The following is a 24205-nucleotide window of genomic DNA, read 5'->3' on the forward strand; positions in this document are numbered from 1 at the left end:
TTTGACTGGTTTACAGCAGTCCGCTCCAGATTGATTTTTTGACTTGCTCTGTATTGCCGGCCGCATCGTCCGCCGTTTGTTTAGAGGCTCCCCGAGCTTTTTCCAGAGCCTCAATGCGTTCGATCAGCGGGGCAATCATGTCCTCAACGAGCTTCTTCAGGCGCTCGTCATCTCCCGTCTGCTCCGGTTTTTCCTCTGTTTCTGTGTTTTTTTCAATTGTCTCCAGCCGTTTGAGCAACGGATACAGCGCATGCTCGATTGATTCCCTCATGTCTTCTTTCCTCATTTCTTCAGTCTCCTTTCCTGTTTTGTCGGCCAGCAGCTGTTTAAACACACTTAGGAACCCGGCTTTTTCAACCGGTTCTTCTTCATATACATCAGCAGTGCCCGCCATGCTGTAGCCGGTGATGATGCCGGCTTTGATTTGTTCCCACACCTCATCTGACGCTCTTGTCACAAGCACCCACGAGCCCTTTGTAATCCGTTTTGTTCCGATGATAAAATCATCGGGCGCCACATAGGATTCAACGACCACGCCTGTGCCGCCTTCAAAGCTGTGATTGATATCAATCTCCCGCGCGTCTGCAAGAAAGCCATGCGCTGCTATTTCAATTTCTTCTGCGGTCATATAGTCGCCGTGGGCATCTGGAACATCAGGCTCATACACAATTCCGTATACGAGCTTTTGTTCATCCTGCTCGCTTTTCGTAAACAGCCGAACCTTTTTTTCAAATGACGGAGGTTCGGCTGACTTTGTAAAGAAAAATTCTGTCTGGTTTGCCGCCTTGTCCACATAGCTGACAAAGCTGATTTTGGCATTTTTCAATTCCCGCGCCACCTGCTTGATTCACCTCCCTTCAGGACGTTTTGATAGCTTCGATGCTGTCCTTCAGCTCCTGCAGAAGTGCTGTCAGATTCGTCTTTTCAGCATCCTGTCCGGCAGGGCGTTTGTAAATGTCCTCCGGCCACTCCTCAAGCGTTTTGCCGAGCACCCGTCCGGCAAGGTCTCGTAAATCATTTGGAGAAACGGCTCCAGCTGTAATAAAAGGACCGAGCACTTTCGCAATCTCAAGCGGATCACGAAAGTCCGGTCCTTTTAATGTCAGCCTCACATCATGAAGATTCAGCTCCGGCAAAAGCAGTGTGTTCAATTTGTTGACAAGCGTTTTCCGCTCTGGCTGAAACACCTGCTCCTCCGTAATTTTTCTCGCTGTATCAGCCGTAGCCCGGTTGTATTCCTGAGCTTCTCCCGTATAAAGCGGCGGCAGACGGAAAGCAGAGCGCAGCTTATTTCTGCTTTTTTCATCATATTCAAGAAACAAGGCGTCGTTTTGCAGGATTTCCGCAAGGGATTTGATTTCCACAGAAACCGGCGTGATATCTTCACCGCCGTGAAGGTCCTTCTCCTTCGCGATGCCTTCCGCCTCAATCAGAAGAAATTTATGGGCGTTTTCCACACCTTCAAGGTCATTCATATACTCCTGCAGTTCCCGGTAAGAAGCTTCAGACAGCATCCCGTTTTCCACCGTAATCGCAGCGGGTACGTGACGCCCCTGCTTAAAATACATAAAATTGAGCTCTTCCGCTTTCCGGGCGCCGTATAAATTGACGATATTGCCTACCCAGCGGGGCACGCCGTATACGCCGCTTCCGATTTTAAGATGGATCACTTCGTTTGCTTGGTGCTTTTCAGCCAGTGTGCTGACATATTCGCCCGTGCGCATGTCCAGTTTTCGAGGATCGCCGTATTCTTTGAAAAATACTTTTTTTCCATTGATCATCTGCACAAATTTCCGAAACCGTTTTTGCCTTTTGATTCTCTTCACTTTTCCGTTTTCTTCATACATAAAAGATACTTCCACAGGCTCGCCGGCTCCGCATACGCGCATATATTTCACATCCAAATATTCAATGCCGGCCGGTTTTCCCATCCCGTCGCGAAGCACTTCCATAAAGCCGTTTCCGGTTTTTTCCCTGTCTTCAATGGCATAGCCTAAAATCATTTCAGCAGATTCATCAAAGTGAAGGCATTTGTAAAAGGCTTCAAGTCTGGCCCAGTCTTTTTCCGCTTTTTTCTTTTTCGCCTGGTCGACATCAGTGGCGTTGATATCAAACGTGTACTCCACATCAAAACCAAAACCAGTAATATTCACTCTGTACGCATCAATGCATTGCTGAAGAATGGTTGAGTATTCAGCAATTGTTTTGAGCTCGGTGATATTGTAGGGCGGAGCGATGATATCCTCTCCGTACAAATCAGAAAAGTCGTCTTCATAAATTTGCTTTGTCTGAGGAGCAGATGCATTGGCTTTTAAAACCGTTGCTCTGACTGTTTGATTGTGCGGCATTTATGACCTCCTCCTTTCTCGGTTCGGACGGATTCGTTTTTGCGCTGTTTCCTTCACATCTGCGACCTCATAATCATCAAGCGCATACCAAATAGCAGAAAGCGTATGCGGATCGATCGTGAATTCATCCTCAACCAGCGCACCGTTTTTATCTTTGGCATACGTCAGTGTCTTGAGCTCATAGATGACATTTTCACAGCGGTCCGAACAGAAAATTTTTTTGAAGCGTTTGACCTTTTTGGTGTATTGAAGCCTGGAGCCGGGAAACTTCCTGGCTCCGACCATCCGAAAACCCTGCTGGCGGAAATATTGAATGCTCTTCGGCTCAGCGGAGTCGGCTTTGATCATTTCCTGTGTTTGAACCAATTCCCGCAGCTCCTCAGCCGTCTTGTCATCTGTCATTTTGTTTTTATAATACTCCCAATAAATGTAGAGATATTTCTTATCAGGATCGACGGCGAGACGGACGACAGCATTGTAGGATTCTTCAAAACCAAAATCCATGCCTGTGCGAAGGATCGGCTGGCTGATGGCCGCAATTCGTTCTTCGATACGGTCGTGCGGAAGCACCTCAAATTGCGGCAGCACCCTGATTCCATTGACGCCGAACCTGCCTTTACGGGCAATTCGGTATAAGTCAGGATCATATTCCTTCAGTCCGTCAAGCTGCCTGATATAGCTTTCGGGGAGGAAGAGGTTGTCGTTTGCCGTGGAATGATGGTAATACGTATCTCTCCTGACAAGTGTCCGCTTTTCGTAAAGCTCGCTGTCATCCAGCACAAACCGCTGATTGCGTTCATCCCGAAAAAAATGCCGGTACGTCCAATTGGAGGTGCCGACGGGATTGGTGGTGCAAATCATGTGCAGCTTCAGCTCAGGGTGGCGAAGACGGCCGATTAATTCCTTAAAGCCTTCATACTTCACCTCAGAGCACTCTTCAATCCATATTAATGAAATGTTGTGTACAGATTTCAGCTTCGCCGGGTTGTCCATCCCTTTGAACATGATCCGGCTGCCGTTTTGAAACCGCAGCTGAAGCGGGGAAGAAAGTGCTGCGGCTGCCTTCGTGAGACCAAGCTCTTCAATCACCTCTTCAAATAAAGCGAAGGTCGAATCCCGGTGGGTATCGAACACCTCGCGTATGACGAGCGCCGTCCGCTTTTCCTTCAACAGCTTTAACACGATTTTCAGCGCCGTATGATAGCTTTTTGATGAGCCGTAGCCGCCGACGAGAAACTGGTACGTCTGCTCCCAATTGAACACGTAATCTTCAAAATGAGGATTGATTTCTTTTACAATCATGCCTTGTCCTCTTTTCGTTTGATCATGATTTCAATTGGCTCGCGGCCGTCATCAGTTTTTTCCGCTTTTTGTTTCGCGAGCTTTAACTTCTCATTTTCTATTTTTTGTTTAAATTGATCCGGAAACAAATCAAAGTATAATGACAGCTTTTCAAGTGCTTTCATTTTATCGGCAAGCTTAATGGCGATGCCTTCCTTGCCGAGCTTTGCCTCCGTGACAATCGTGCCGTCAACGAGACCGGAGTCTTTGACGTCGACAAAGCTGATTTCCTTCATGATCGGGTTATCATCTTCATCAAACAGCGGTCCCGACTTTCCGACGGCCTGCACCTCTTTTTTGCCAAAGGTCACATAATCCGTGATATCGGCGAACGCGATTTTGACATATACCTGCAAAACGTCCATCGCTTCAATAAACACTTCATTCACCATTTCTTTTTTTATCCGCCTGATTTCAGCGGCAACCTTTTCATTCTTTAACAACCGGCAGCCCGTCACATGGGCGCTGTCCGGAGAATAGCCCGCATTGATCGCTGACTGTGTCGCATTGAAGCTTTTTACGTAGTACAGGCAGAACAGCCGCTGCCGTTCATTTAATTCATCGTTTTCTATGCGGCGCTGCTTATGTCCGTTTTCAGAAAACAAGGCTTCTTTCCATCCGTCCTGTTTTTTCCAGATGCCGATTGTTTTCGCCGAAACGCCGATTGTGTCTGCAATGGCCCTGTTTGTGATATTTCCCTGATGGTGCTGATAGATTGCTAATGCTTGTTCTCTCTGTTGTGTTTTCATGCTACGGCATCACCGCCACCTCCAGCATGGATTTCTATTCATAAAAGCGGCCGGTTATGCCGGCCGCTTATGTGTCATGCTCTTTTCACTTATAGGTGGCAAACGTATGACAAGCATTCAGGCAAGCGATCGGTTCATTTCCTCCTGCTGTCTTTGCATCTTTAATAAAGCCCGTTTGATTGTTGTCTGCACAGTTGATTTTTTGACGCCAAGAAGATCGGCAATGCGTTCATAAGAAAAGCATTCCACCTTGTGCAGCAAAAACATTTCTTTCTCCCTGTCCGTTAAAAGGGATAAGGCTTCTCGGATTCTCTCCCTGTCTTCCTCAGATACCTGTCCGTCCGGCTCAAACATCATATCGCAAGAAAATGATTCTATGATTCTTGGATCTTTGACCATCAGCCGCTGATACGCATCACGCCGGTCAATCGCCCGTCTGATGCCGGGCTGTCTTCCTTTTTCAAGCCATTCTGTTACATATTCAAGGTCTGTGATGATGTTTCTGATAATCTTTTTATCCCTCATGTCCTCAGCTGAGAGCACTGATTCATCTGCTTCAGCGAGCGGTTTATATTGTGTTCTTGTTTGTTTTAATGTGCGTTTATATTCAAATAATAAGTCTTGCATTCTATGATTCCTCCTCATTTGTGCAATAAAAAAGCGGACACCAATCAACGCACAAATGCTGTGCATGTTGATCAGTGTCCGCAGGCTTTCCGTCTTGGACGTATTCTTTTTTCGCTTTAATTTAATTTGTAGCCGATTTCAAATTCTACTCGGGCAAGGTCTCCCTTTCTCGTTTCAACAAGCGTTTTCCCGTGCTCCGGAGCTTCTGTGATCCAGGCTTCATGCTTTATGCCGTCGACTATAATAACACGGATTTTCCCATCCTCAAGCTGGCTGTCGAGCGTGATGGAATCAATATTTACGAGTTTTTTAGGGTTGATCATGTGTCATTTCCTTCCTTTCGGGTTCAGCGCTTTTGTTGGCTTCTTCTAATACCCTTATGATGTGCTCCTTGGAGTGAGCGGAATTCCCGTTTAGAAAATCCAGCGCCGCTTTAGCCGCTTCCTTCAGCTCAGGTGCGGCTGCCATCAAGTTGGCATTGCTTATTTGCGAAAAAGAGCTGAGGTCAAATACAGCGGCGATCAGCCGGCCGTTTGAATATGGGAACCTCTCTTTTTCTTCTTCACTGTAAGCAGAATAGATATAAATTGGCTTCGTATCTCCGCTTGCGACAGCACGCCACGGCGCAGGACTCATTTCAAATTGTTTTGTTTCCGGCATCTGCTTCACTTCCCGTCATCCTTGTACCATTGTTCGATGTTTTTTTCTGTCCGCTTCGCCCGAAACAGCAACGCGAACAGAGCAGCCAGCTGTTTAATCACGGGCATTCAGCCCCGCTTTTCCGGCTGTCAGCATTTGTTCCAGCTTTTGAATAACCGGCGTTAAGTCATTGCCGGACCGGCAGTTAGGACATGGATGAAAAACCGCTCCGATCCCGGTATGTTCAACAATTACTTTCTTTGTCTTACAGAGCTTGCACATTATCTGATGCCCTCCAATCTATGATTCAGGTCATACGCTGTTCCTTTGATAATCACTAAGTAATCACTGCACATTTCATAGATTCTCGTGCCGATCGCTTCATCAACCCGGACGAGCGTTTCAATCGTAAGCTCGCTTGAAAGCAGAATCGGTTTATGATTTAAGTAGCGGTAGTTCAAAACGGAATACATTTGTTCCAGCTGCCAATCAGTGGCGCGCGGTTTGCCGTTTACCGGTTTAAAGAGATCATCAATGAACAGCACGTCTGCCTGCTTTATTCGGTTCAGCTTGGCTTCCAAAAGATCAAAATCATTTTTTAAATCAGTAAAGCCTTCAACGAACGGAAAATAAATGACCGGCACATGGCGCTTTCTCATCAGGTCATTGGCCGCAGCGGTAAGAAGATGTGTTTTCCCGGAACCGGGCTGACCCAAAAGGGCGATGCTGTTTTTCCGGCTGTCCTTGATTTGTTCATAATCCGCCACAAACTCTTTGGCGCATTCAAACGCGTCCTTGACGGCCTGTGGCTTCTCTTGGGTGCGGAATTCATGGAAGCCAAGCTGTCTGAAAGCAGGTGTAATTTCACTTGCGCCAAGCAGCCGTTTCACTTTTCGTTCTGCCATACAGCTGCACATTGTCCACACTTCCAGACCGTCTTGCCGGCTGAGATATCCCCCCTGATCCTTGCATCGCTGGCAATCATACCGGCTTGCGTCTGATTCGGCCGGTTTGTCCGCCAGTAATGGACGTCTCCCTTTTCTCAGCTCGTCTAAAATCTGCTCGATTGTATGTTTTGTCATTACTTTCATTCCTCTCATGTTGTATTGCGGCGGTCTTTTTGGCTTGCTGCGCGAAAAATCGGTCTTCGATGAATTTCGAACAGTAGCGAAAGGCCTTTATCGTTTCTGAAGCAGCGGTTCGCCGGTTTTCAAAAGCTTGAAAACATTCCTCAAGCCATTTGATTGTTTGCGTTACAGGAACGCCGATGGCGACAATACGGGCGATGGCTTGATAATCTCTGGAGGAAGGATACACGGTGCGTCCTTCTTGAGCCGACCGTAATTGTGTAAACCGCTTCGCAATGTGATCCACTGCATCATCAGCAGCAGTATATGTTTTTGTTTTATCTATATTAGAGCGGTCTTCTTTGTCCTGTGCCAGCGGCGAAAATGACCGCTCATTATCGCTGCGGTGCGCAATTTTGTCCGATCTGAAGCTGAATTTTTTAGAGTGCTTCACAGAAATCATGAGTCCGTATGGCGCGCGGGCAGCCTTTATGTATCCATGGCTTTCAAGAAGCTCCAGCCATCTTCTGACTGTTTTTTCACTTACACCGAATACGGCCGCCATCTCTCTTGCTTTTAATGGCTTATGGCCGAGCACAATTCCCCAGCTCACGCCGTCCTTTTCAATTTCTTTTGTCGTTGAGCTGATAAACCAGAGAAACAGCCACAGGGCCGAGCCTATTTTGTCGTAATGTTCTGAATTCAACAGCCCTGAATACATGGGAAAAGGATAGCTTTTATCCATTTTCATTGCGTTTCACCTCTTCTTTTAACAGCAAGTACGCTTGAAATTGTTCTCGATTTTCAAAATGGAATACCGGAAGGCCGCATGCCGTAAAAGAAATGGAGCCGCCGGATTGTGCGAGATGGCGCTGATCTATCGGATGTTCACTAAAAACGATTTGAATCGGATGCATGTAATCACTCCCCCGATTTGTTTTCGATACAATTCGTATCAACTGTTACCAAGTATAAACGATACATTCTGTATCATCAAGTTATTTTTGATACTTTTTTTATCATAACTTTATTTTGATACAGATTGTATCTATAATCATAAGTAACTTAGGGAGTTAAAAAAAGAGAGGTCATAGTATGATAGGCGGCAGATTGAAGAGTCTCAGAGGAAAAAGGACACAGGAAGAAATCGCATCTCACATCGGTGTATCGCGCGCACGATATTCTCATTATGAAAACGGGCGAAGCGAACCTGATTACGACACACTGCAAAAGCTGGCTGATTACTTCCAAGTGACAACGGATTACTTATTAACAGGAAAAGAAAAAAATTCTGATGATGATATGTTTTCTGATCCGGACTTGCAGCTCGCATACCGGGATATGCAGGATTTTTCCCCGGAAAGCAAGCAGCAGGCCATCGAATTTATCAACTATTTAAAAGAAAAAGAGAAAAACCGGAAACCGAAAAACAAATAAATCTTTCTCTGTTCTCTAAAACATATAAAAAATAGACCGATATAAAGAAAAAAGTGTTTATTTTTTAAAGAAAAGGGAAAGATTTCAACAAACTTTTTTAGTCCTAAACGGGCTTTTCTTTCTCGCTACAAACAGAACATACGTTCGAAAGGGAGTATTCAATTGGGCGATTACTTATCACATCTGGAGGAATACGTAAAAAATTTATACAGCCGGCTGGGCATCACCTCTCCCCATCACATTGACATGCTGAAAATCGCAAACGATCTTGATATATGGGTTCATTTCGAGGATATGGGAAGCATGATGGTGAAATACGACGGCATGTACAGTATCATATTGAACCAAAGAAAGTCCCAGGAAGAGCAATGGGAGGATTTTGGTCATGAACTGTGCCACGTATTAAAGCATGCAGGCAATCATTTTCAGATGAACAAGCTCTTCAGGGAGCTGCAGGAATTTCAGGCGAACCAATTTATGTACCACTTCTGTGTGCCAACCTTTATGCTGTTGCAGATGGAACTGCCGCAATGGAGAAGTCAGGCTCTTGCAACCATTGCGACGGTATTCCGGGTAACAAAGGACTTTGCTGAGAAAAGACTTGAAATGTTTGAACGGCGTAAAGCAGGTATTCAATTTCAGAAGCGGCTTGCTTACTTATTATCACATAAGCGGCCAAATGCGTACGAGGAAGGCGATCAGCAGCACTTGCAGGTCGCTGAAGAAAAAGCGTTGTATCAAATCGGCAAATACAGCTGATCAAAAACAGGCTGAGGACATTTGCCCTCAGCCCGGCATAGATATTAATATTTCGACATCGGAGGCATGGTATTCTGCAGCCACATTGGCGCCGGTTTAAGATGAGGCGCAGATGCGAACGCAATCGGAGCCGGGATATACCTGAACTCGCCCCGGCCGTCAAAGGCTTCGCCATGAGCCCACCTTCCCTGTGAGCTTTCATCCCCTCTGGAAAAGTTAAACAGGTCATAGGATACTTCCTGCTTTTCTAGCTCACGCGGAAATGTCGCGGGAACGACAATATCCCGTTCTCTTTCTTCCAGCTCTTTAATCGCTGCATACCACATATTTTGATGATAAGTATCCCTTGCAATCAAAAATGACAGCATATCCCTTACACCGGGGTCATCAGTCATGGCGTAAAGCCGTGTCACCTGAAGGCGCCCCTGGGCTTCCGCATTTAAGTTTGCACGGAAATCCGCCAGCAGATTTCCGCTTGAGATAATGTATTTTGCATTCCACGGATAACCCTCACTATCTGATGCCATCGCACCCAAGCCGGACACAATAGCGTGCTGAGGATTCATCCCTGACATCACTGCTGCAATAGCGGGGTTGCTTTTATAAGCATTCTCCTGTACATCAGCGGGAGCATCATCCAGAAGCCTGGAAATCATCGTAGCCAACATTTCCACATGTCCGATCTCTTCCGTCCCCACATCACATAGCAAATCTTTATACTTGGCATCCGCCCTGCAGTTAAAACCCTGAAACAAATATTGCATCATCACACTAATTTCACCAAATTGGCCGCCCAGCACCTCTTGGAGCTTTTTCGCATAAACAGGATCCGGACGGGAAGGCTTTGCCTGATATTGAAGCTCTTTAATATGATAAAACATCGTTTATTCCTCCCTGCGCATTCAAACAATCACAGCATATGAAGGAATAGGCAGTTATTGCAGGTCCTACTTGCTTCTTTCATAAAAACCAAGCTTAACGGCATTCACATATCGAGAAAAAAGATTGTTTTCTATGTATTGTCCCTTACGGCAGCCAAAATTGTGAAACAGCGCGCTCCGCTGCGCCGTACTCAGTTCCAGCTGCAGCCCCATCTCCCTTTTCGTCCGATTGACGATATTTTGCGGATGAACACCTGCCAGCCGGTCTTTTTCACTGACCAGTTCCGCACTGAAACCTGCCTCATTCAGCAACTCGCAAATGGCTGCTGCTTTTATCCGATCTGCGCCCCCGACCAATGTATGCGGCTTTTTCAGATCACGATAGCCGTGAAATGCCAGCGCGAATCGGTGGGCGTTTACTTTTTCTATGGCAAGCGGTTCATCAAAACGAGTGCTTGTCAGGTGGAGCGAACGGTTGTTGTGCTGCTTCAATCCTTCAAAAATATAAATGGAACTTTGATCAGCAAATGCCCGCACCAGTTCGCTGACGCCCGGCTCAATTCTTCCGCCGTGAGGACCGAGGACAATATGCTCGCTCCCGCTGTTCTCTTCATAAATAATCCGGTATTCCGATTCAGACGCAGAAAGAGATAAAAAACTGTCATACATATCTTTCATGTTAAGCGCTCTCCTTTATCAGTCAGCACCAGTTTACTCTACTCATCTATGAATGAAAACCTTTTTATCGTATTTCCATAAGGAGATATATGAAGGGATTTATCGATATATTGCTGAAATGTGTCAACTCTTTCAACAGCTGAGGCGATAGAAAAGTAAGCACTTATTTTACTAGAAAGAAAAACTGCGGCGTTTAAATGGGGGCGTTATGCGGTCGATCTACAGGTGGATGAAGTATAAATGTTATAAATCATTCTTTTAAAAGGCTTATGTAAGCTGGCACGCTATCCATTTTTATCAGTTTGTTTTTGAAAACAGCCTTTTTTTGATGACGAATACATTTGACCATACCATCTCTTTTTTAATCCATATAATAAAATTGATCAAACATTAAAGGAGGGGTTAGTATGGGTTATTATAAAAAATATAAAGAAGAGTATTACACTTACAAAAAGAAGTATTACAAGAAGTATTACAAGAAGTATTACGACCACGATAAAAAGTATTATGACGATCATGAGAAAGATTATGATTGCGACAAAAAGTACTATGATCATGACAAAAAATATTATGACCACGGCAAAAAGTGTTATGATCATGACAAACATGACTACGATTACAAAGTAGAATATAAAAAGTATTACTAAACCTGTAACGTTCTATTTCTTTTCCCCGGTGATCACCGGGTCTTTTTATTTTCTATTTTATTGCTCGAAGTTTTTACTTTTCTAGATTTCTTGTCAACTTCGTGCCTAGCAAATTGTTCATAACTCTTAACATCCTTTTGTGGCGCGGCGCTCTCCTGCTGTGCCAAATCAGTCAAAAGGTTCTCGCTGCCGTTTGTATGTAAGGGAAAAAAGGAAGCTCCATCCAAGTGAAGCTTCCTTTTTTTCATTATAGTTTTTGTTCCATTTTAGCTTTCGTTTTCGGCCCGTAAATGCCGTCTGCCGTTAATCCGCTGACAGATTGAAAGCGTTTGACAGCATTTGCTGTTTTTGGCCCATATACACCGTCCACCCCATGATTCTTCGCCCCTTTATCAGGATAAAAATAAAGAGCTGCCAGCGCAGTCTGAACCTGCTTTACTTTTGTGCCTTTTGTCAGCGGGCTCGTTACTTTGATTACCCCCGATGGCAGCGGGTAAGAGGATGCGGCATGGCTTTTAGAGGAAGAGGCAGTCCCGGAAAGCTTGATCTCCTGTCCGACTTTAATGTAATTTGGATCAGTGATGTGATTTAAGCTTTGCAGCGTTTTCACACTGACACCGTGTGATGCTGCGATGCCGGACAGCGTGTCTCCTTTTTTCACATGATACACTTGCGCAGAAGGAGAAGCCTTTTTCGCTGAAACGCTGCCGTTTAATTCCGCTTCAATTGCCGCCTTGACTTGCTCCCAGCGCCCCTCTGATAAAATGCGGTGCGGGCAGTATTTTCCGTTCCAGTCTTGGTGCTTTCTGACTCGATCAATTCCCCAGCCCCGCTCCTTCAAAAGCTGTGCCACAAAAGAGATCGCCAATGCCTCGGCTGCCTCGTACTTTGGGCCTCCCGATTTGCTGTAGCAAATTTCAACGCCAATCGACTTGCGGTTTCCTGTACCGTTTGTGCCGTCACCAGTATGCCAAGCGTTACGGTTAAGCGGCAATCCCTGAATCACCTCTTTATCATCAACCGCGAAATGAAAGCTTGTCGAGCTGGTGTTCCCGATCATGTAGCTAATTTCGTTGGCAGCGGACGCGTCGTTTGCCGTGTTGTGAATGGTAATATATTCAGCGGACATCGCATTCGGGCATTTCAGCGCGTACTTTGCCTCAGAAACCACATTTTTCTTCACTTGAATGCTCACCTATCATCTCTCCTTTTTCTTTTTTCATCAATAGGTGGCATTCGTAGGACGAAAAGCACCGCTATATGGATAATTGTGCTAAACTAAAGTTCAAAAGGAGGGGGCATTCTTGAATACGTACTTAATGCTGACTACGAGAACAGATCAATTCAATCAGAAGCATGCAGCCGGACACTATGAATTTTTGGACCGTCTGCAGGCAGAAAAACGCTTAAAAATGTTCGGGCCTTTCAGCGACGCCACAGGCGGAGCCTACGTCATCAAAGCAGGTTCGCTGGAAGAGGCATCAGAAATCGGACATGCAGATCCGCTGGTGGCAAGCGGTTCTTCTGAGCTGACCATTAAGGAATGGAAGCTGAAATAAAAAAGACCCTTCCGCAACCGGAGGGTCTTTTCTCGTCATCATCATGTTTGATTGCGTGCCGCAATATGAAATGTTTTTCCCTCTGCATCTGCTGTTTCTCCTGCATGGACCATCACCTGAGTAAAGCTGAACCCGACCGCAACGAGCAACAAACCTGTCATCCATTTAGATTTCATATAAACAATCTCCTCTCTGGATTTGTTTTTGTGCGTGCACCATTTTCTCATAAAAGGAAAGTGCTTTTTCAGGCTGTCCGTTCTCTATATAGTATTGGGCAGCATCATGCGCCAGCTCTTCAATGTAAGGATACAGCATATGTTCTTCAAGAAATTGAAAGGTGTGTGAGACTGATTCTGTGTCAATGTTTTTTCCGTATAACGCATGTAAAAATTGAAAAAGCTCCACGAATAATTCATCACTATACTGACGGGCAATTTCCAATCCTTGACAATATTGCTTTTGCGCTTCGGCATCATTTTTTTGTTTATACAGAACTTGTGTTAATGAGTAGATAGAATGCGGAAGATTATCGAACTTTTCCGACTTGCAAATAGAAACAGATTTCTCAAAGTATTCGGCTGCCTTTTGCAGTTCACCCATTTTCTCGTAACAGTTTCCGAGATTGTAAAGGGCCGAACTGATCAGGCGGGGATTGCCTTCTTTCTTTGCAAGATCTAAAGCGAGTTCTAAATGGGGCAATGCTCTTTCTGGATACTGCATATCATCATAATTACCTGCAATAACGAATTCACATTGGATTCTGCGGACAGTGTACGTTTCATACATCTGATACGTTTCTAACGCCTGAACGGCATAGCTCATAGAGACATAAGTCTGCTTTAAATTGTAAAAGATCTCAGCCATTTTAAAAGCAAATTCAGCTTTTTCAATGTCGTCTGACACAAGGGCAAGGTTCTTTTCTGCCCTCTTATAGTACATCATGGCACTGACAAACATTTTCTGCTTAAATTCATACATCCCGCGAAAAAAGTTAAAGTAGTATTCGAGCAGTCCTGTCAGCTTGTACTGATTCCCCTCGATGTCTTCTAATAATTCTGAAAACTCTAGCTGCGAGGTGTCCTCTCCCAAAGGCTTAATGTAATCCAGCATAACACGGTGCCTAAATTCCATTAAAGAATAATACAGCAGCAAATCTTGATCTTCTTCCATATCCTCGATTTCTCTTTCTACTTCGAGCTTGACCCGTTCGGCTTCAGCTACGTGAAACTGCCGGATATGGGTATACCATTCATTAATTTTAAGCCCGACATAAGAGGACGGAATAGTCTGCTTCATCCTCAATTAATCCCCCCTTTTATATACCCGAGATATGTCATATTTTATCATATTTACAAGAAAAAGAAGAACGCAAAAAGACCGCAATTGTCGAATTTCGGCTAACCGCAAAAAAATACAATCACTTCTCAGCATATTGCTTGTTAATTTATGCCCATTGATATAGGATTTCATTGCACCATTTATTTTTACATATGGAGGAGATTCTATTGAGCCAATCCACTCAAATTGTGAGTCACTTTTTGTCACATCGCAATGTGACGATTGAGCTGACAGAAAAAATCAGCAAAAATCATTACAGCTACAAACCGACGGAAACATCAATGTCAGCAGAAGAGCTTGTCAAGCACATCCTGACGACTTTCCATCTGTTCGCAAATGTCATTAAAGAAGGCAATGCCTCACCTTTTCAAAACCAGCAGGAAGAAACGGAAACAGATCTCAATGTTTTGGCTAAAACGTTTACAGAAAAAACGGCTGCCATCCTTGAGCAGCTCACTGAGGAACACCTTGACAGAGAAATTGACCTGACAGCCACTTTCGGAAGAAAAGTCACTGGCAGCGCATTGCTTCAGCTTGCGATGGAGCATGAAATTCACCATAAAGGCAACCTGTTTGTTTATGTAAGGGAAATAGGCCATACGGAGCTGCCGTTTTATCAGCAGCGCATGTAACCTAAAAAAAGATACCTGATCTAAAGGTATCTTTTTTATTGCCTTCAGTTCACTACCGTATCCAATATACCCCGATTCCCAGTGACAGCCAGTATTTTCATATAGCTGACTGGTTGACCTCATTCAGCCAAATACCGACCGGAATTACCTGTTTTAACCGGTCAAACTCAATCCCATCTCGTCCTGACACTCATTATAGGGCAAATGAATAAAGATATTGAACATACAAAAATCAAAGAAACATCCGTACAAATATTCAAAAAAATTTAATTGATTAAAGCGACCTAATCATATATAATCTGATAAAAATAGTCGGGTTTTCAGGAGGCCTTTATCATGAGTGTTAGCATCATTTTGATGGGTTTGTTAGTCGGTGTCTTAGTCGGATTGACAGGTGTAGGCGGAGCTGCGCTTTTAACTCCTCTTTTAATAGTGCTTGGAATCAATCCTTCCATTGCAGTCGGTACGGACCTTGTCTATAACTCGATCACCAAGCTGTTTGGTGTTGCGTCCCATTGGCGGCAGAAAACAATCAATTTTAAATTGGTAAAATACTTAGCCATCGGCAGTATTCCGAGTGCTTCTATAGCCATTGGCATACTTCATTTGTTTCCCGCCTTCCACCAGCATCAGGAAGAGATTATTAAACACGCTCTTGGTTATGTGTTGACCCTAGTTGCCATTTCGATCATCGTCCGCCTGTTTCTGGACAAAAAACTTCGCCCGAACCGCTGGCAGCTGATGCCGCTCGAAGATAAGCGGATGCTTACGATTCTTATCGGTGTCGTGTTTGGGTTTATCGTCGGCTTAACGTCGATCGGTTCCGGCTCGTTGTTTGCGATTGCTATGCTGTACTTATTTAAAATGAAAACATCCGACATTGTCGGAACAGATATTGCGCATGCTTTTCTGCTCGTTACTGCGGCAGGTATTTTAAATGCAAGCTTCGGGAGCGTTGATTATTTGTTAGCGGCCAATTTGCTTATCGGTTCCATTCCGGGGGTGCTGGTTGGCAGTCATCTTTCACCTAGATTTTCACCCCGTCCGCTGCAATTTATTATGGCATCCATTATCTTAATCAGCGGTTTGAAGCTGATTTAACCAAGAAGGCTATCCTGAACAGGATAGCCTTTCTTGGTTTATAGCGTCACACCCGATTTAAAAATGGCAAGCTCTCTGAAGTCATTTTTTTCGTGATTCACGAGCTCTCCGCTTGCAACCTTCGTGATATAATCGATAAACTCACGAAGCACAAATTCCTCATGAACATCATCCTCTGCTAAGAGGCCTGCGTTAAAATCAATCCAGTGCGGCTTCGTCTCGTACAGCTGTGTATTCGTCGCCACCTTTACAGTTGGAACAAAGGTGCCGAACGGCGTGCCTCGCCCCGTTGTAAACAAAACAATGTGGCAGCCGGCCGCAGCCAATGCGGAGGAGGCGATTAAATCATTGCCTGGCGCGCTCAATAGTGTCAGTCCGTTTGTCTTAAGCACTTCACCGTATTTTAATACATCTGAGACAGGAGAAATCCCCGCCTTTTGCGTGCAGCCCAGCGATTTATCCTCAAGGGTGGAAATGCCGCCTGCTTTGTTTCCTGGCGAAGGGTTTTCGTACACCGGCTGATCATGCTGTATAAAATATTGTTTAAAATCATTGATTAAATCGACAATTTTATGGAATACCTCTTCATTGGCAGCCCGCTGCATCAGCAGCGTTTCCGCACCGAACATCTCCGGCACCTCCGTCAGCACCGTGCTGCCTCCCTGCGCAATGATATAATCAGAAAATCGTCCGAGCAATGGGTTCGCTGTGATGCCGGAAAAACCGTCAGATCCCCCGCATTTCAACCCTATTTTCAGTTCAGAAAGCGGGATGTTTTCCCGTTTATCCCCTTTGGCCGCTTCATGGATGTCCTTCAGCAATGCGACACCTGCCTCCATTTCGTCTGTCACCGACTGGGATTCAAGAAACTTCACCCGATCCTTGTTGACATCCTGAAGCGCTTTTTTCATTGCTGCCAGCTCGTTATTTTCACAGCCGAGCCCCAGCACCAAGACACCGCCGGCATTTGGATGGCGAATGGCGTTCAGCAGGATTTGCCTAGTATTTTCGTGATCATCGCCAAGCTGTGAGCATCCGTATTGATGTTTTAGCACTAATACGTTGTCAAATGGGGCAATATCCCCCGTTTCTCTGACAAACCGCTGAAGCATTTTTTCGGCAATTCCATTGACACAGCCGACGGTTGGCACGATCCACAATTCATTGCGAACACCGGCATTGCCGTTTTCTCTTCTATATCCTTTAAATGTCCGATCCTCATGTGTGTATGGATTTTGTTCAAATCTCGGTGTATAACTGTACGTTTGGATATCAGATAAATTTGTTTTTGCATTATGAACATGAATATGCTCCCCAATACAAATATCTTTTAACGCATGCCCGATCGGAAACCCGTATTTGATGATGCTGCCGTTTTCCTTTATATGCTGCAATGCAATCTTATGGCCTCTTTTCATATCATCTTTTACTTCAATCGATATGCCGTCCGCGTTCAGCCGCTCCCCCTTCTGAATATCACGCAGAGCAAGCAAGACATTATCCTGTCTATGAATTTTTATAAATGATTTCACAGCACTTTCCCCCTTTGCAGACAGCATTGTTCAAGAGCCCGCTCCATTCCCAGTTCTTGAATATGATTCAAGTAATCAGCGACTCTCTCAGTCAGCTTCGGAATTTCATTGAGATTTGCTCCCCACAGCCATTGTTCTCCTAATAAGGCTGAAGCGATACGGAGCATATCTCCGGTCTCCTGATTCCAAACCTCTTGGAAAAATTGAAGAACAGCCGGGTCATCCTGCATTTCCTTCTTTCGATAAACATACAGAAGCGCGCTGAATGAAAACACTAAACGTGCAGGAAGCTGTCCCTTTTGTTCAACATATTCCTGGAGGGTCGGCAGGTTTCTCGTTTTGAATTTTGACACTGAATTTAGTCCAATGCTTTCCACATAATGTTTGATGTACGGGTTTTTAAAGCGATTCAGCACATCCTCCGCATATTGAGTAAGCCCTTCCATTTTCAAAACAGGAAGTATTTCATCATGAATCAGCTCCTCAACAAAGCGCCCCACTGCCGGATGTTCAACTGAATCACGCACCGTTTTCAAACCGTATAAAGAAGAAACTGGCGTCATTGCCGTATGCGCGCCATTTAAAATTCTCACTTTTTTCGTCCGATATGGGGTCAGATCGCTGACAATCTTTGTATGAAGACCGGCTGCCGCAAAGGGCAATTCTTCTCCAATCCAATTCGGCCCTTCAATCACCCATAAATAATACTGTTCTCCCACAACAACCAGTTCATCTTGATAGCCTAATTCCGCAGTGATCTCATTCATGCTGTCTACAGGAAACCCGGGAACAATGCGGTCTACTAAACTATTACAAAACGTGTTGGCGTTCTGAATCCATTGCGTAAATCCCTCTTCCAGCTCCCATAGATCAGCATAATGCAGAATCGCTTCCTTCAGCTTTTGCCCGTTATTCTCAATCAGCTCACACGGAATCAAGACACACCCTTTTGTCTCGTCTCCGGCAAAAGCCTGGTAGCGAAAGTACAGAAAAGCTGTTAATTTCCCTGGAAATGTTTTTTGCGGCCTATCCTCTAAGCGGTCTTCTTTCTCACAAACAATACCAGCTTCGGTCGTATTAGAAATGATAAAACGCAGTGCTTCGTTTGAAGCCAACTTTTTGAACTCGTCATAGTCGGAAAACAGATCAATCCCGCGGCTGATTGAATTGATAATCATCTTTTCGTTTACCGCTTCTCCATCCTTCATTCCCTGTAAAAAAAGAGTATACAAGCCATCCTGGTCATTTAATCTTTTGATTTTCTCTGAACCTCTCGGCTGTACAACCGCGACACTTCCATTGAAATCAGTATGTCGATTCAATTGTTCAATTTGCCAATCGACAAACGCCCGAAGAAAATTTCCTTCTCCAAACTGGAGAATCCTTTCCGGATACTGTGTATAGCTTTCGTACAATTTTTTATTCAGCTTTTGCACCGTCATTGCCTCCCTTTCAGATTTATGCACACGTTAACATTTTTCTGTATAAAGAATGCCCGCTGGAAAAACGGGGCATCATGTCGTGACATCTTTTACTGAATCACGCACCATAAACTCTGTGTTTTCAAAGATTTTTTCTGCTTTCGTATCCGGTGTGCTGATCAGCGCCAATAATTTTTTTGCCCCGAGCACGCTGATTTTTTCAACAGGACGTTTCACTGTAGAAAGCCTTGGCGTGATATATTGCGAAAAACCAATATCATCAAAACCGATGACAGATATATCATCAGGCACGCGCATCCCCTTGGCAAATATGGCATTCATTGCTCCGATCGCCATGTCATCATTCGAACAAAAGACAGCGGTTGGAGTGTTCGGGAGCGCCAGCAGGCGTTCCATCGCCTGAAAGCCGCTCTCCATATCGTATTGCCCTTTTACACTGTATTCATGTTTGATCGGTATATGATGGCGAATCAGCGCCGCTAAGTAGCCTTCCTTTCGCTGCTGAGAGGATTTAAATCCTTCGATTCCCTCAATGATGGCGATGTCTTGATGTCCGTTTTTAATCAAGTATTCTACAGCTTCCTGAGAACCTTCCTTGTCATTGGACAATATGTTGGTGATGGCCCTGTCATCGATATCCCGGTTCAGCACGACGAGCGGGATCTTTTTTTCCCGAATATGATAAATAAAAGAATTATCAATATCACTTTGACTCATTAAAATAATGCCGTCATATCTCATTGGTGTTACAGAGTCATAGCTTTTCAGATCATCAATGCCGCGCACATACAGATTGTACTCCTCGCTGATTGCCTGGTTTACGCCTTTAATGGTATCAGCGAAAAAACTGTGTGAGGTTCCGTTTGTGATGCTTGTAAAGAAAAGCCCGATCGTATGGGATTTTTGCATTGCAAGGCTTTTTGCATTCACATTCGGTGTATAGTTGAGCTGTGAGGCGAGCTCCAATATTTTTTTCTTCGTGTGTTCTTTAATATAAGGGCTGTTATTGAGTGCTCTGGATACGGTTGTGTGGGATACGTTTGCAAGTTTTGCGATATCTTTAATGGTTACCATCTATTTCCCTTCCTTATCATACCGGCTGCGATTCGTTATTACATATTGTATCATCAAACACACCGCCTCTCCCACCATATTTCCAGATTAATAAGAAACCGTATCATCAGCATGCGTTCCTGCTGCGCTGCCGATGATTGGCCGCACAAAACGGATGACAGCCAGTGAAGCGAAGACGGCCAGCCCTCCGGCAAGTAAAAATGCGCCAGAAAAAGTACCCGTCCGGTCAACTATAAAGCCGGTTAACGCGGGACCGATGATGCCTGCGGTGTTGGCGAGAAAATGCATGAATCCGCCAACAGAACCGACATTCTTTTGGTCGACTACATCCTGAATAACAGCCCAGTAGATCGCGCCCGTCAAATATAAAAAGAAGACAGACAGAGCCACGAGCGTAACAGCGCTTACAGTTGTGGTAACAAGCCCAGCTAAACCAATCAATACCGCGGAAGAAAACAAACACGTGACGAGCACGACTTTACGCGAAAACAGCACGCCTTTCCGGACTGTTTTTTTGTATACATAGTCCGAAACAAATCCCCCGGCTGCCAGGCCGATAAATCCTAAAATCCACGGAATGACTGTGATGACACTCATTGACACAACACTTAATCCCCGCTCCTCGACAAGATAGCTCGGAAACCACGTCAAAAAGAAGAAGAGGATGTAGTTGTAAGTGAAAAAAGCAAACGCCGTGAACAAGACTGTTTTTTGTTTCAGATAAAAGGTCAGCGGAATTTTCTCCTCGGGAGCGGCTTCAACTTTCATCGCAGGCGCATTGCCCATTGGCTCAGCCGGCTTTTCTTTTACGCATTTTAACCAGAGAAATGCCCAAATCAATCCGATGATCATGATGAGAACGAAGGAAACCTTCCAGCTGAATGCAACAGCGATCATGCCGACAATTGGGCCGGAAATGGCTCCGCCAAGGGGCGTTCCGCTATTTGTGACTCCGACAGCTGACGCCCGCTGAGTCGGCGGAAACCAGTTATTGACCATTTTATTGATAGTCGCCGAAAGCGGCCCTTCCCCCATTCCAAACAAAATTCGTATGATCAGCAGGCTGACAAAGCCAAAAGCCAATGCAACTGCTCCGCTGAACAGCGACCAAACGACCATGGCCACAAATAAGGTCAGTTTTGCTCCATAGCGGTCGGATGCCACACCGCCAAGAAAATTGAAAACGGCATATCCAATCGAAAAACTGCTGAAAATCAAGCCCATTTGTGTAGCGGACAGTGTGAGATCATCCTGAATGAATGGAGCTGCAATGGACAATGCCGAACGGTCCAGATAGTTAATCACACCAGCCAGGAACAAAAAAAGGATGACTGGAAGCTTATCTTTTGAAAACATCTCAACCTCACCCCTATGTTGGTTCAGTATCTGCTTTCGTCACACTCCTGAATAAGCCATAAAACCTCCATCGACAGGAACGGTGATGCCGGTGACAAAGCCTGAATAGAAATCATCCGCCAGCCAAAGAAGCGTGCCAAGCAGGTCCTCCGGTTTTCCAAATCGCTTCATCGGTGTTCCCGCAATAATCTTTTTAGAGCGGTCTGTAAAGCTTCCATCCTGATTGATCAGCAGATCGTGGTTTTGTTTTGTCAGAAAAAAGCCTGGTGCGATTGCGTTAACCCTCAGTCCGGTTTCCGCAAAATGCACAGCCAGCCACATTGTAAAATTATTGATTGATGCTTTGGCCGCACTGTACGCCGGAACCTTCGTCATAGGTGAATAAGCGCTCATTGATGAGATATTCAAAATGGCTGGTGAGTCTGCCTTCAGCAATTCCCTTCCAAATACTTGGGTAGCCAGAAATGCCCCAGTGAAGTTGGTTGAAAAAACAGTTGAAAATCCGTTTTCATCCATGTCAAAGAATGATTGCCCTTCTCCTCCTTCTTCATATGTCTCCACATCAGTAATCGCAGCGGGATGATTTCCTCCTGCTCCATTGATTAGGAGATGAACAGCGCCAAATCGGTCAAGGATATCAGTCTTCGCCTTCTCTAGCGACGTCCTGTCCAGCACATCAGCAGAAATGGAACATGCCGTGCCGCCAGCTTTCGTAATTTCCCTCACAACCTCTTGTCCTGTTTCAGCTGACCGGTTCAGTATCGCCACCTTCATGCCATGGCGGGCAAGCTCCCGGGCCATGGCCGAGCAGAGCACACCGCTGCCGCCCGTGATAACAGCAACTTTACCTGCCAGTCGATGATGAATAGGAATCATCATTCCACCTCTTTTTCGCCATTGATTCGTACGCGTCCCACAGTCCGCTCAAATACATGATGCCTAAAGCGCGATCGTATAAGCCGTAGCCCGGACGGCATTGCTCTCCCCAAATATGGCGACCGTGATCCGGCCTGACATATCCGTTGTAATCCTGCTTGTGCAGTTCTGCCATGACCCCTTGAATATTAATCGAACCGTCCTTTGTCAGATGAGACGTTTCAATAAAATCCCCATTTTCAAAGATCTTCACATTGCGGATGTGTGAAAATGGAGCAAGCCCGGCATATGTTTTAGCAATTTCCACCATGTCATTGGCGGGATTGGCCCCCATGGAACCGGTACATAAGGTGATGCAGTTAGAAGGTGAGTCTGATATGGTCCGCAGCTTCTCATAGCTTGCCTCTCCTGTGATAATACGCGGCAATCCAAAAATCGGCCAAGGCGGGTCATCCGGATGAATGGCCATTTGAATGCCATGCGCTTCAGCAACCGGCAGAATTCCCTTCAAAAAAAATGATAAATTGTTCCACAGCTGTTCTTCATCGACCGGCCTGTAGGCCTCAAACAGTTCTTTGATCCGAGCCATTTTTTCAGGCTCCCACCCTGGGAGTGTCAGGTCAGACGCGTCTTCCACCGTCCGGATCAGCTCTTGAGGCTCCAGGCTCTCCACTTTGGCTTTTTCAAAAAACAGAGCGGTTGAGCCGTCTTCCAGCGGACGGAACATGTCGGTGCGTGTCCAGTCGAAAATCGGCATAAAATTGTAGCAAATCACTTTCACGCCAAAAGCAGACAGATTGCGGATGGTCTGCTTATAATGTTCAATGTACCGGCCGCGTTCTTCGCTGCCCAATTTAATCGCTTCATGAACGTTTACGCTCTCGACAACCTCCGCATGAAAACCTTGGGATTGTATATATTCCGTCTCGGCTTTGATTTCCTCTATTCCCCACACTTCCCCGGCAGGTTTGTGATGAAGAGCCCAGACGATGCCTTTCACCCCGGGAATTTGTTTCACGTGTTCAAGTGTGACTGTATCATTGCCTCGTCCATACCATCGAAATGTAATATTCATCCTACACCTCCGGATTGAGCCTTTTAATCAAATGTGATCACTGCCTTCCGCACCTGATCGGGATGCTCCTTGATAAATTGAAACGCGTGATGGACATCATCAACTGAAAACGTATGGGTGACGAGCCCGTTATGCGCTAACCGGCCTTCATTCAGCAGCTTTACAACTTTCGGAAACTGATTTGTCTGGAGTCTTGAGCCGGTAATCGTGACTTCTTTTTTTGTAATGGGGAGCTGAGGAATTTGTGACGCTCTCTCATCAAATCCAAGCACCACCACACGCCCTGCCGGAGAAACAACATTAACGGAAAGCTCAAAAGTCGCAGGGAGACAGACAGCATCAATGACTACATTGGCTCCTTCACCTCCCGTCCATTCCCGAACCCGCTCAGCCGCATGTTCTGTTTGAACATTCACAACAGCGTCGGCACCGTTTTCTGCAGCAAATGCCAGCCGCTCATGATTTAAGTCGGTTATCATGACGGAAGCACCCGCAAGCTTTGCCATTTTTAACACACAGATGCCGATAGGCCCCGCTCCCTGAATCAGAACGCGATCACCCTTTTCCACCTGTCCCCGCCAAACGGCCTGGGCACCTATTGTATAAGGCTCGGCCATAACTGCCTCCTCCCAAGGCAGCTCTTTTGAAACCGCGTGAAGCTGCTTTTCAGGAAGCACAACATATTCCCGCATCCCGCCGTCTTCATGAACGCCAAACACAGAAAGCTTCGCACAAACATTCGGCCGGCCTTTACGGCAGGCATAACAGTTTCCGCAATAAGAAATCGGTTCAATCACAACATGGTCTCCGGCTTTCAGGCCTTTAACATTCGCACCAACCTCCTCCACTTCTCCCGTTACCTCGTGTCCGATTACTCTCGGAAGGGTCGCAAGCGGATTCGTGCCATGATAAATATGCATGTCAGAACCGCAAATTCCGACTCGTTTTACTTTGACGAGCACTTCATCAGCCTTTGAAAGAACAGGCTGTTCCATGTCTGCTGTCACCAAATCATACGCTTTTCGCACTTGAACCGCTTTCATTTTC

At 45.4% G+C, this 24205-nt stretch carries 29 protein-coding genes; 6 read left to right on the forward strand and 23 right to left on the reverse strand.

From position 1 onward, the window contains the following. Positions 1-10: 10 nt before the first annotated feature. The 11 genes from LNN34_RS09270 to LNN34_RS09320 form a co-directional block, all read right to left on the reverse strand. Positions 11-838: an XkdF-like putative serine protease domain-containing protein gene (locus LNN34_RS09270; protein ID WP_229043129.1), complete on the reverse strand. Its 828-nt coding sequence runs from the start codon at positions 836-838 to the stop codon at positions 11-13. 19 nt (positions 839-857) lie between these two features. Then, positions 858-2348: a phage portal protein gene (locus tag LNN34_RS09275; RefSeq protein ID WP_229043130.1), complete on the reverse strand. Its 1491-nt coding sequence runs from the start codon at positions 2346-2348 to the stop codon at positions 858-860. Next, positions 2349-3650: a PBSX family phage terminase large subunit gene (locus LNN34_RS09280; RefSeq protein ID WP_229043131.1), complete on the reverse strand. Its 1302-nt coding sequence runs from the start codon at positions 3648-3650 to the stop codon at positions 2349-2351. It lies immediately after the preceding gene. Continuing rightward, positions 3647-4438 (reverse strand): terminase small subunit, encoded by a 792-nt coding sequence (locus tag LNN34_RS09285; protein WP_044156253.1) that lies wholly within the window; start codon positions 4436-4438, stop codon positions 3647-3649. The genes LNN34_RS09280 and LNN34_RS09285 overlap by 4 nt, the downstream gene beginning before the upstream one ends. 117 nt (positions 4439-4555) lie before the next feature. After that, a complete protein-coding gene (locus tag LNN34_RS09290; RefSeq protein ID WP_229043132.1) occupies positions 4556-5065 on the reverse strand; it encodes a sigma-70 family RNA polymerase sigma factor in 510 nt (169 codons plus the stop codon). A gap of 116 nt (positions 5066-5181) precedes the next feature. Then, positions 5182-5388, reverse strand: coding sequence for an XtrA/YqaO family protein (locus LNN34_RS09295; protein ID WP_010333893.1), 207 nt, complete (start codon positions 5386-5388; stop codon positions 5182-5184). After that, a complete protein-coding gene (locus LNN34_RS09300; protein WP_267476673.1) occupies positions 5375-5725 on the reverse strand; it encodes a phage portal protein in 351 nt (116 codons plus the stop codon). The genes LNN34_RS09295 and LNN34_RS09300 overlap by 14 nt, the downstream gene beginning before the upstream one ends. Positions 5726-5818: 93 nt before the next feature. After that, positions 5819-5986 carry a hypothetical protein gene (locus LNN34_RS09305; RefSeq protein ID WP_024121058.1) on the reverse strand — a complete coding sequence of 56 codons (168 nt, stop codon included), beginning with the start codon at positions 5984-5986 and terminating at the stop codon, positions 5819-5821. Next, positions 5986-6786: an ATP-binding protein gene (locus tag LNN34_RS09310; protein WP_229043134.1), complete on the reverse strand. Its 801-nt coding sequence runs from the start codon at positions 6784-6786 to the stop codon at positions 5986-5988. The genes LNN34_RS09305 and LNN34_RS09310 overlap by 1 nt, the downstream gene beginning before the upstream one ends. Continuing rightward, positions 6686-7522: a phage portal protein gene (locus LNN34_RS09315; RefSeq protein ID WP_229043135.1), complete on the reverse strand. Its 837-nt coding sequence runs from the start codon at positions 7520-7522 to the stop codon at positions 6686-6688. Before LNN34_RS09315 ends, LNN34_RS09310 begins: the two co-directional genes overlap by 101 nt. Continuing rightward, a complete protein-coding gene (locus LNN34_RS09320; RefSeq protein ID WP_059352776.1) occupies positions 7509-7688 on the reverse strand; it encodes a hypothetical protein in 180 nt (59 codons plus the stop codon). The genes LNN34_RS09315 and LNN34_RS09320 overlap by 14 nt, the downstream gene beginning before the upstream one ends. Before the next feature lie 178 nt (positions 7689-7866). Between LNN34_RS09320 and xre the strand changes: the two genes are divergently transcribed. Beyond that, the gene (xre, locus tag LNN34_RS09325; RefSeq protein ID WP_229043136.1) at positions 7867-8208 is read left to right on the forward strand and encodes an HTH-type transcriptional regulator Xre; all 342 of its coding nucleotides are present in this window, start codon (positions 7867-7869) and stop codon (positions 8206-8208) included. A 162-nt stretch (positions 8209-8370) separates the two neighbouring features. Beyond that, positions 8371-8967 (forward strand): ImmA/IrrE family metallo-endopeptidase, encoded by a 597-nt coding sequence (locus tag LNN34_RS09330; RefSeq protein WP_044156263.1) that lies wholly within the window; start codon positions 8371-8373, stop codon positions 8965-8967. A 44-nt stretch (positions 8968-9011) separates the two neighbouring features. Here LNN34_RS09330 and LNN34_RS09335 read toward each other — a convergent pair whose 3' ends face one another. Both LNN34_RS09335 and LNN34_RS09340 read right to left on the reverse strand, forming a co-directional pair. Beyond that, a complete protein-coding gene (locus LNN34_RS09335) occupies positions 9012-9848 on the reverse strand; it encodes a manganese catalase family protein (protein WP_229043137.1) in 837 nt (278 codons plus the stop codon). Positions 9849-9914: 66 nt separating this feature from the next. Further along, on the reverse strand, positions 9915-10526 hold the full coding sequence (locus LNN34_RS09340) for a poly-gamma-glutamate hydrolase family protein (RefSeq protein WP_044156266.1): 612 nt from the start codon (positions 10524-10526) through the stop codon (positions 9915-9917). A 407-nt stretch (positions 10527-10933) separates the two neighbouring features. Here LNN34_RS09340 and LNN34_RS09345 point away from each other — a divergent pair, with 407 nt between their 5' ends. Beyond that, on the forward strand, positions 10934-11173 hold the full coding sequence (locus LNN34_RS09345; RefSeq protein WP_229043138.1) for a hypothetical protein: 240 nt from the start codon (positions 10934-10936) through the stop codon (positions 11171-11173). A 247-nt stretch (positions 11174-11420) separates the two neighbouring features. Here LNN34_RS09345 and LNN34_RS09350 read toward each other — a convergent pair whose 3' ends face one another. After that, a complete protein-coding gene (locus LNN34_RS09350) occupies positions 11421-12368 on the reverse strand; it encodes an N-acetylmuramoyl-L-alanine amidase (RefSeq protein WP_229043139.1) in 948 nt (315 codons plus the stop codon). Positions 12369-12477: 109 nt separating this feature from the next. On the opposite strand from LNN34_RS09350, the gene LNN34_RS09355 reads away from it, so the two are divergent. Then, positions 12478-12732, forward strand: a complete 255-nt coding sequence (locus LNN34_RS09355; RefSeq protein WP_229043140.1) for a YciI family protein — start codon at positions 12478-12480, stop codon at positions 12730-12732. Positions 12733-12773: 41 nt separating this feature from the next. On the opposite strand, the gene phrA is transcribed toward LNN34_RS09355, so the two are convergent. Together phrA and rapA are read right to left on the reverse strand one after the other, a co-directional pair. Next, positions 12774-12908: a phosphatase RapA inhibitor PhrA gene (gene phrA / locus LNN34_RS09360; protein WP_044156269.1), complete on the reverse strand. Its 135-nt coding sequence runs from the start codon at positions 12906-12908 to the stop codon at positions 12774-12776. Beyond that, positions 12898-14034, reverse strand: coding sequence for a response regulator aspartate phosphatase RapA (gene rapA, locus LNN34_RS09365; RefSeq protein WP_229043141.1), 1137 nt, complete (start codon positions 14032-14034; stop codon positions 12898-12900). Before rapA ends, phrA begins: the two co-directional genes overlap by 11 nt. Before the next feature lie 203 nt (positions 14035-14237). Between rapA and LNN34_RS09370 the strand changes: the two genes are divergently transcribed. After that, positions 14238-14702: a DinB family protein gene (locus LNN34_RS09370; protein WP_229043142.1), complete on the forward strand. Its 465-nt coding sequence runs from the start codon at positions 14238-14240 to the stop codon at positions 14700-14702. Between the two features lie 336 nt (positions 14703-15038). Then, the gene (locus tag LNN34_RS09375; RefSeq protein WP_044156273.1) at positions 15039-15803 is read left to right on the forward strand and encodes a sulfite exporter TauE/SafE family protein; all 765 of its coding nucleotides are present in this window, start codon (positions 15039-15041) and stop codon (positions 15801-15803) included. A 38-nt stretch (positions 15804-15841) separates the two neighbouring features. On the opposite strand, the gene LNN34_RS09380 is transcribed toward LNN34_RS09375, so the two are convergent. The 7 genes from LNN34_RS09380 to LNN34_RS09410 all read right to left on the reverse strand — a co-directional run bounded on the left by LNN34_RS09380 (position 15842) and on the right by LNN34_RS09410 (position 24201). Continuing rightward, positions 15842-17335 (reverse strand): UxaA family hydrolase, encoded by a 1494-nt coding sequence (locus tag LNN34_RS09380; RefSeq protein ID WP_229043143.1) that lies wholly within the window; start codon positions 17333-17335, stop codon positions 15842-15844. Further along, positions 17332-18771, reverse strand: coding sequence for a tagaturonate reductase (locus LNN34_RS09385; RefSeq protein WP_229043144.1), 1440 nt, complete (start codon positions 18769-18771; stop codon positions 17332-17334). Before LNN34_RS09385 ends, LNN34_RS09380 begins: the two co-directional genes overlap by 4 nt. Positions 18772-18849: 78 nt before the next feature. Beyond that, the gene (locus LNN34_RS09390; RefSeq protein WP_229043145.1) at positions 18850-19851 is read right to left on the reverse strand and encodes a LacI family DNA-binding transcriptional regulator; all 1002 of its coding nucleotides are present in this window, start codon (positions 19849-19851) and stop codon (positions 18850-18852) included. 87 nt (positions 19852-19938) lie between these two features. Further along, entirely contained in the window at positions 19939-21207 is a 1269-nt protein-coding gene (locus tag LNN34_RS09395; protein ID WP_229043146.1) for an MFS transporter, read from the reverse strand. Between the two features lie 39 nt (positions 21208-21246). Then, on the reverse strand, positions 21247-22083 hold the full coding sequence (locus LNN34_RS09400) for an SDR family oxidoreductase (protein WP_229043458.1): 837 nt from the start codon (positions 22081-22083) through the stop codon (positions 21247-21249). Then, positions 22052-23158: a mannonate dehydratase gene (gene uxuA / locus LNN34_RS09405; protein ID WP_229043147.1), complete on the reverse strand. Its 1107-nt coding sequence runs from the start codon at positions 23156-23158 to the stop codon at positions 22052-22054. Before uxuA ends, LNN34_RS09400 begins: the two co-directional genes overlap by 32 nt. A 23-nt stretch (positions 23159-23181) precedes the next feature. Then, entirely contained in the window at positions 23182-24201 is a 1020-nt protein-coding gene (locus tag LNN34_RS09410) for a zinc-binding alcohol dehydrogenase family protein (protein WP_229043148.1), read from the reverse strand. Positions 24202-24205 lie beyond the last annotated feature (4 nt).

Source organism: Bacillus sp. AF23 (genome assembly GCF_020861455.1).
Lineage (GTDB): Bacteria > Bacillota > Bacilli > Bacillales > Bacillaceae > Bacillus > Bacillus halotolerans.

What these genes read in the sequence shown, in the direction of transcription:
- LNN34_RS09275 (WP_229043130.1), bottom strand. Translation starts at nt 2,348, where the DNA reads ATGCCGCACAATCAAACAGTCAGAGCAACGGTTTTAAAAGCCAATGCA.
- LNN34_RS09280 (WP_229043131.1), bottom strand. Translation starts at nt 3,650, where the DNA reads ATGATTGTAAAAGAAATCAATCCTCATTTTGAAGATTACGTGTTCAAT.
- LNN34_RS09285 (WP_044156253.1), bottom strand. Translation starts at nt 4,438, where the DNA reads ATGAAAACACAACAGAGAGAACAAGCATTAGCAATCTATCAGCACCAT.
- LNN34_RS09290 (WP_229043132.1), bottom strand. Translation starts at nt 5,065, where the DNA reads ATGCAAGACTTATTATTTGAATATAAACGCACATTAAAACAAACAAGA.
- LNN34_RS09295 (WP_010333893.1), bottom strand. Translation starts at nt 5,388, where the DNA reads ATGATCAACCCTAAAAAACTCGTAAATATTGATTCCATCACGCTCGAC.
- LNN34_RS09300 (WP_267476673.1), bottom strand. Translation starts at nt 5,725, where the DNA reads ATGCCGGAAACAAAACAATTTGAAATGAGTCCTGCGCCGTGGCGTGCT.
- LNN34_RS09305 (WP_024121058.1), bottom strand. Translation starts at nt 5,986, where the DNA reads ATGTGCAAGCTCTGTAAGACAAAGAAAGTAATTGTTGAACATACCGGG.
- LNN34_RS09310 (WP_229043134.1), bottom strand. Translation starts at nt 6,786, where the DNA reads ATGACAAAACATACAATCGAGCAGATTTTAGACGAGCTGAGAAAAGGG.
- LNN34_RS09315 (WP_229043135.1), bottom strand. Translation starts at nt 7,522, where the DNA reads ATGAAAATGGATAAAAGCTATCCTTTTCCCATGTATTCAGGGCTGTTG.
- LNN34_RS09320 (WP_059352776.1), bottom strand. Translation starts at nt 7,688, where the DNA reads ATGCATCCGATTCAAATCGTTTTTAGTGAACATCCGATAGATCAGCGC.
- xre (WP_229043136.1), top strand. Translation starts at nt 7,867, where the DNA reads ATGATAGGCGGCAGATTGAAGAGTCTCAGAGGAAAAAGGACACAGGAA.
- LNN34_RS09335 (WP_229043137.1), bottom strand. Translation starts at nt 9,848, where the DNA reads ATGTTTTATCATATTAAAGAGCTTCAATATCAGGCAAAGCCTTCCCGT.
- LNN34_RS09340 (WP_044156266.1), bottom strand. Translation starts at nt 10,526, where the DNA reads ATGAAAGATATGTATGACAGTTTTTTATCTCTTTCTGCGTCTGAATCG.
- LNN34_RS09345 (WP_229043138.1), top strand. Translation starts at nt 10,934, where the DNA reads ATGGGTTATTATAAAAAATATAAAGAAGAGTATTACACTTACAAAAAG.
- phrA (WP_044156269.1), bottom strand. Translation starts at nt 12,908, where the DNA reads ATGAAATCTAAATGGATGACAGGTTTGTTGCTCGTTGCGGTCGGGTTC.
- LNN34_RS09375 (WP_044156273.1), top strand. Translation starts at nt 15,039, where the DNA reads ATGAGTGTTAGCATCATTTTGATGGGTTTGTTAGTCGGTGTCTTAGTC.
- LNN34_RS09390 (WP_229043145.1), bottom strand. Translation starts at nt 19,851, where the DNA reads ATGGTAACCATTAAAGATATCGCAAAACTTGCAAACGTATCCCACACA.
- LNN34_RS09395 (WP_229043146.1), bottom strand. Translation starts at nt 21,207, where the DNA reads ATGTTTTCAAAAGATAAGCTTCCAGTCATCCTTTTTTTGTTCCTGGCT.
- LNN34_RS09400 (WP_229043458.1), bottom strand. Translation starts at nt 22,083, where the DNA reads ATGATTCCTATTCATCATCGACTGGCAGGTAAAGTTGCTGTTATCACG.
- uxuA (WP_229043147.1), bottom strand. Translation starts at nt 23,158, where the DNA reads ATGAATATTACATTTCGATGGTATGGACGAGGCAATGATACAGTCACA.
- LNN34_RS09410 (WP_229043148.1), bottom strand. Translation starts at nt 24,201, where the DNA reads ATGAAAGCGGTTCAAGTGCGAAAAGCGTATGATTTGGTGACAGCAGAC.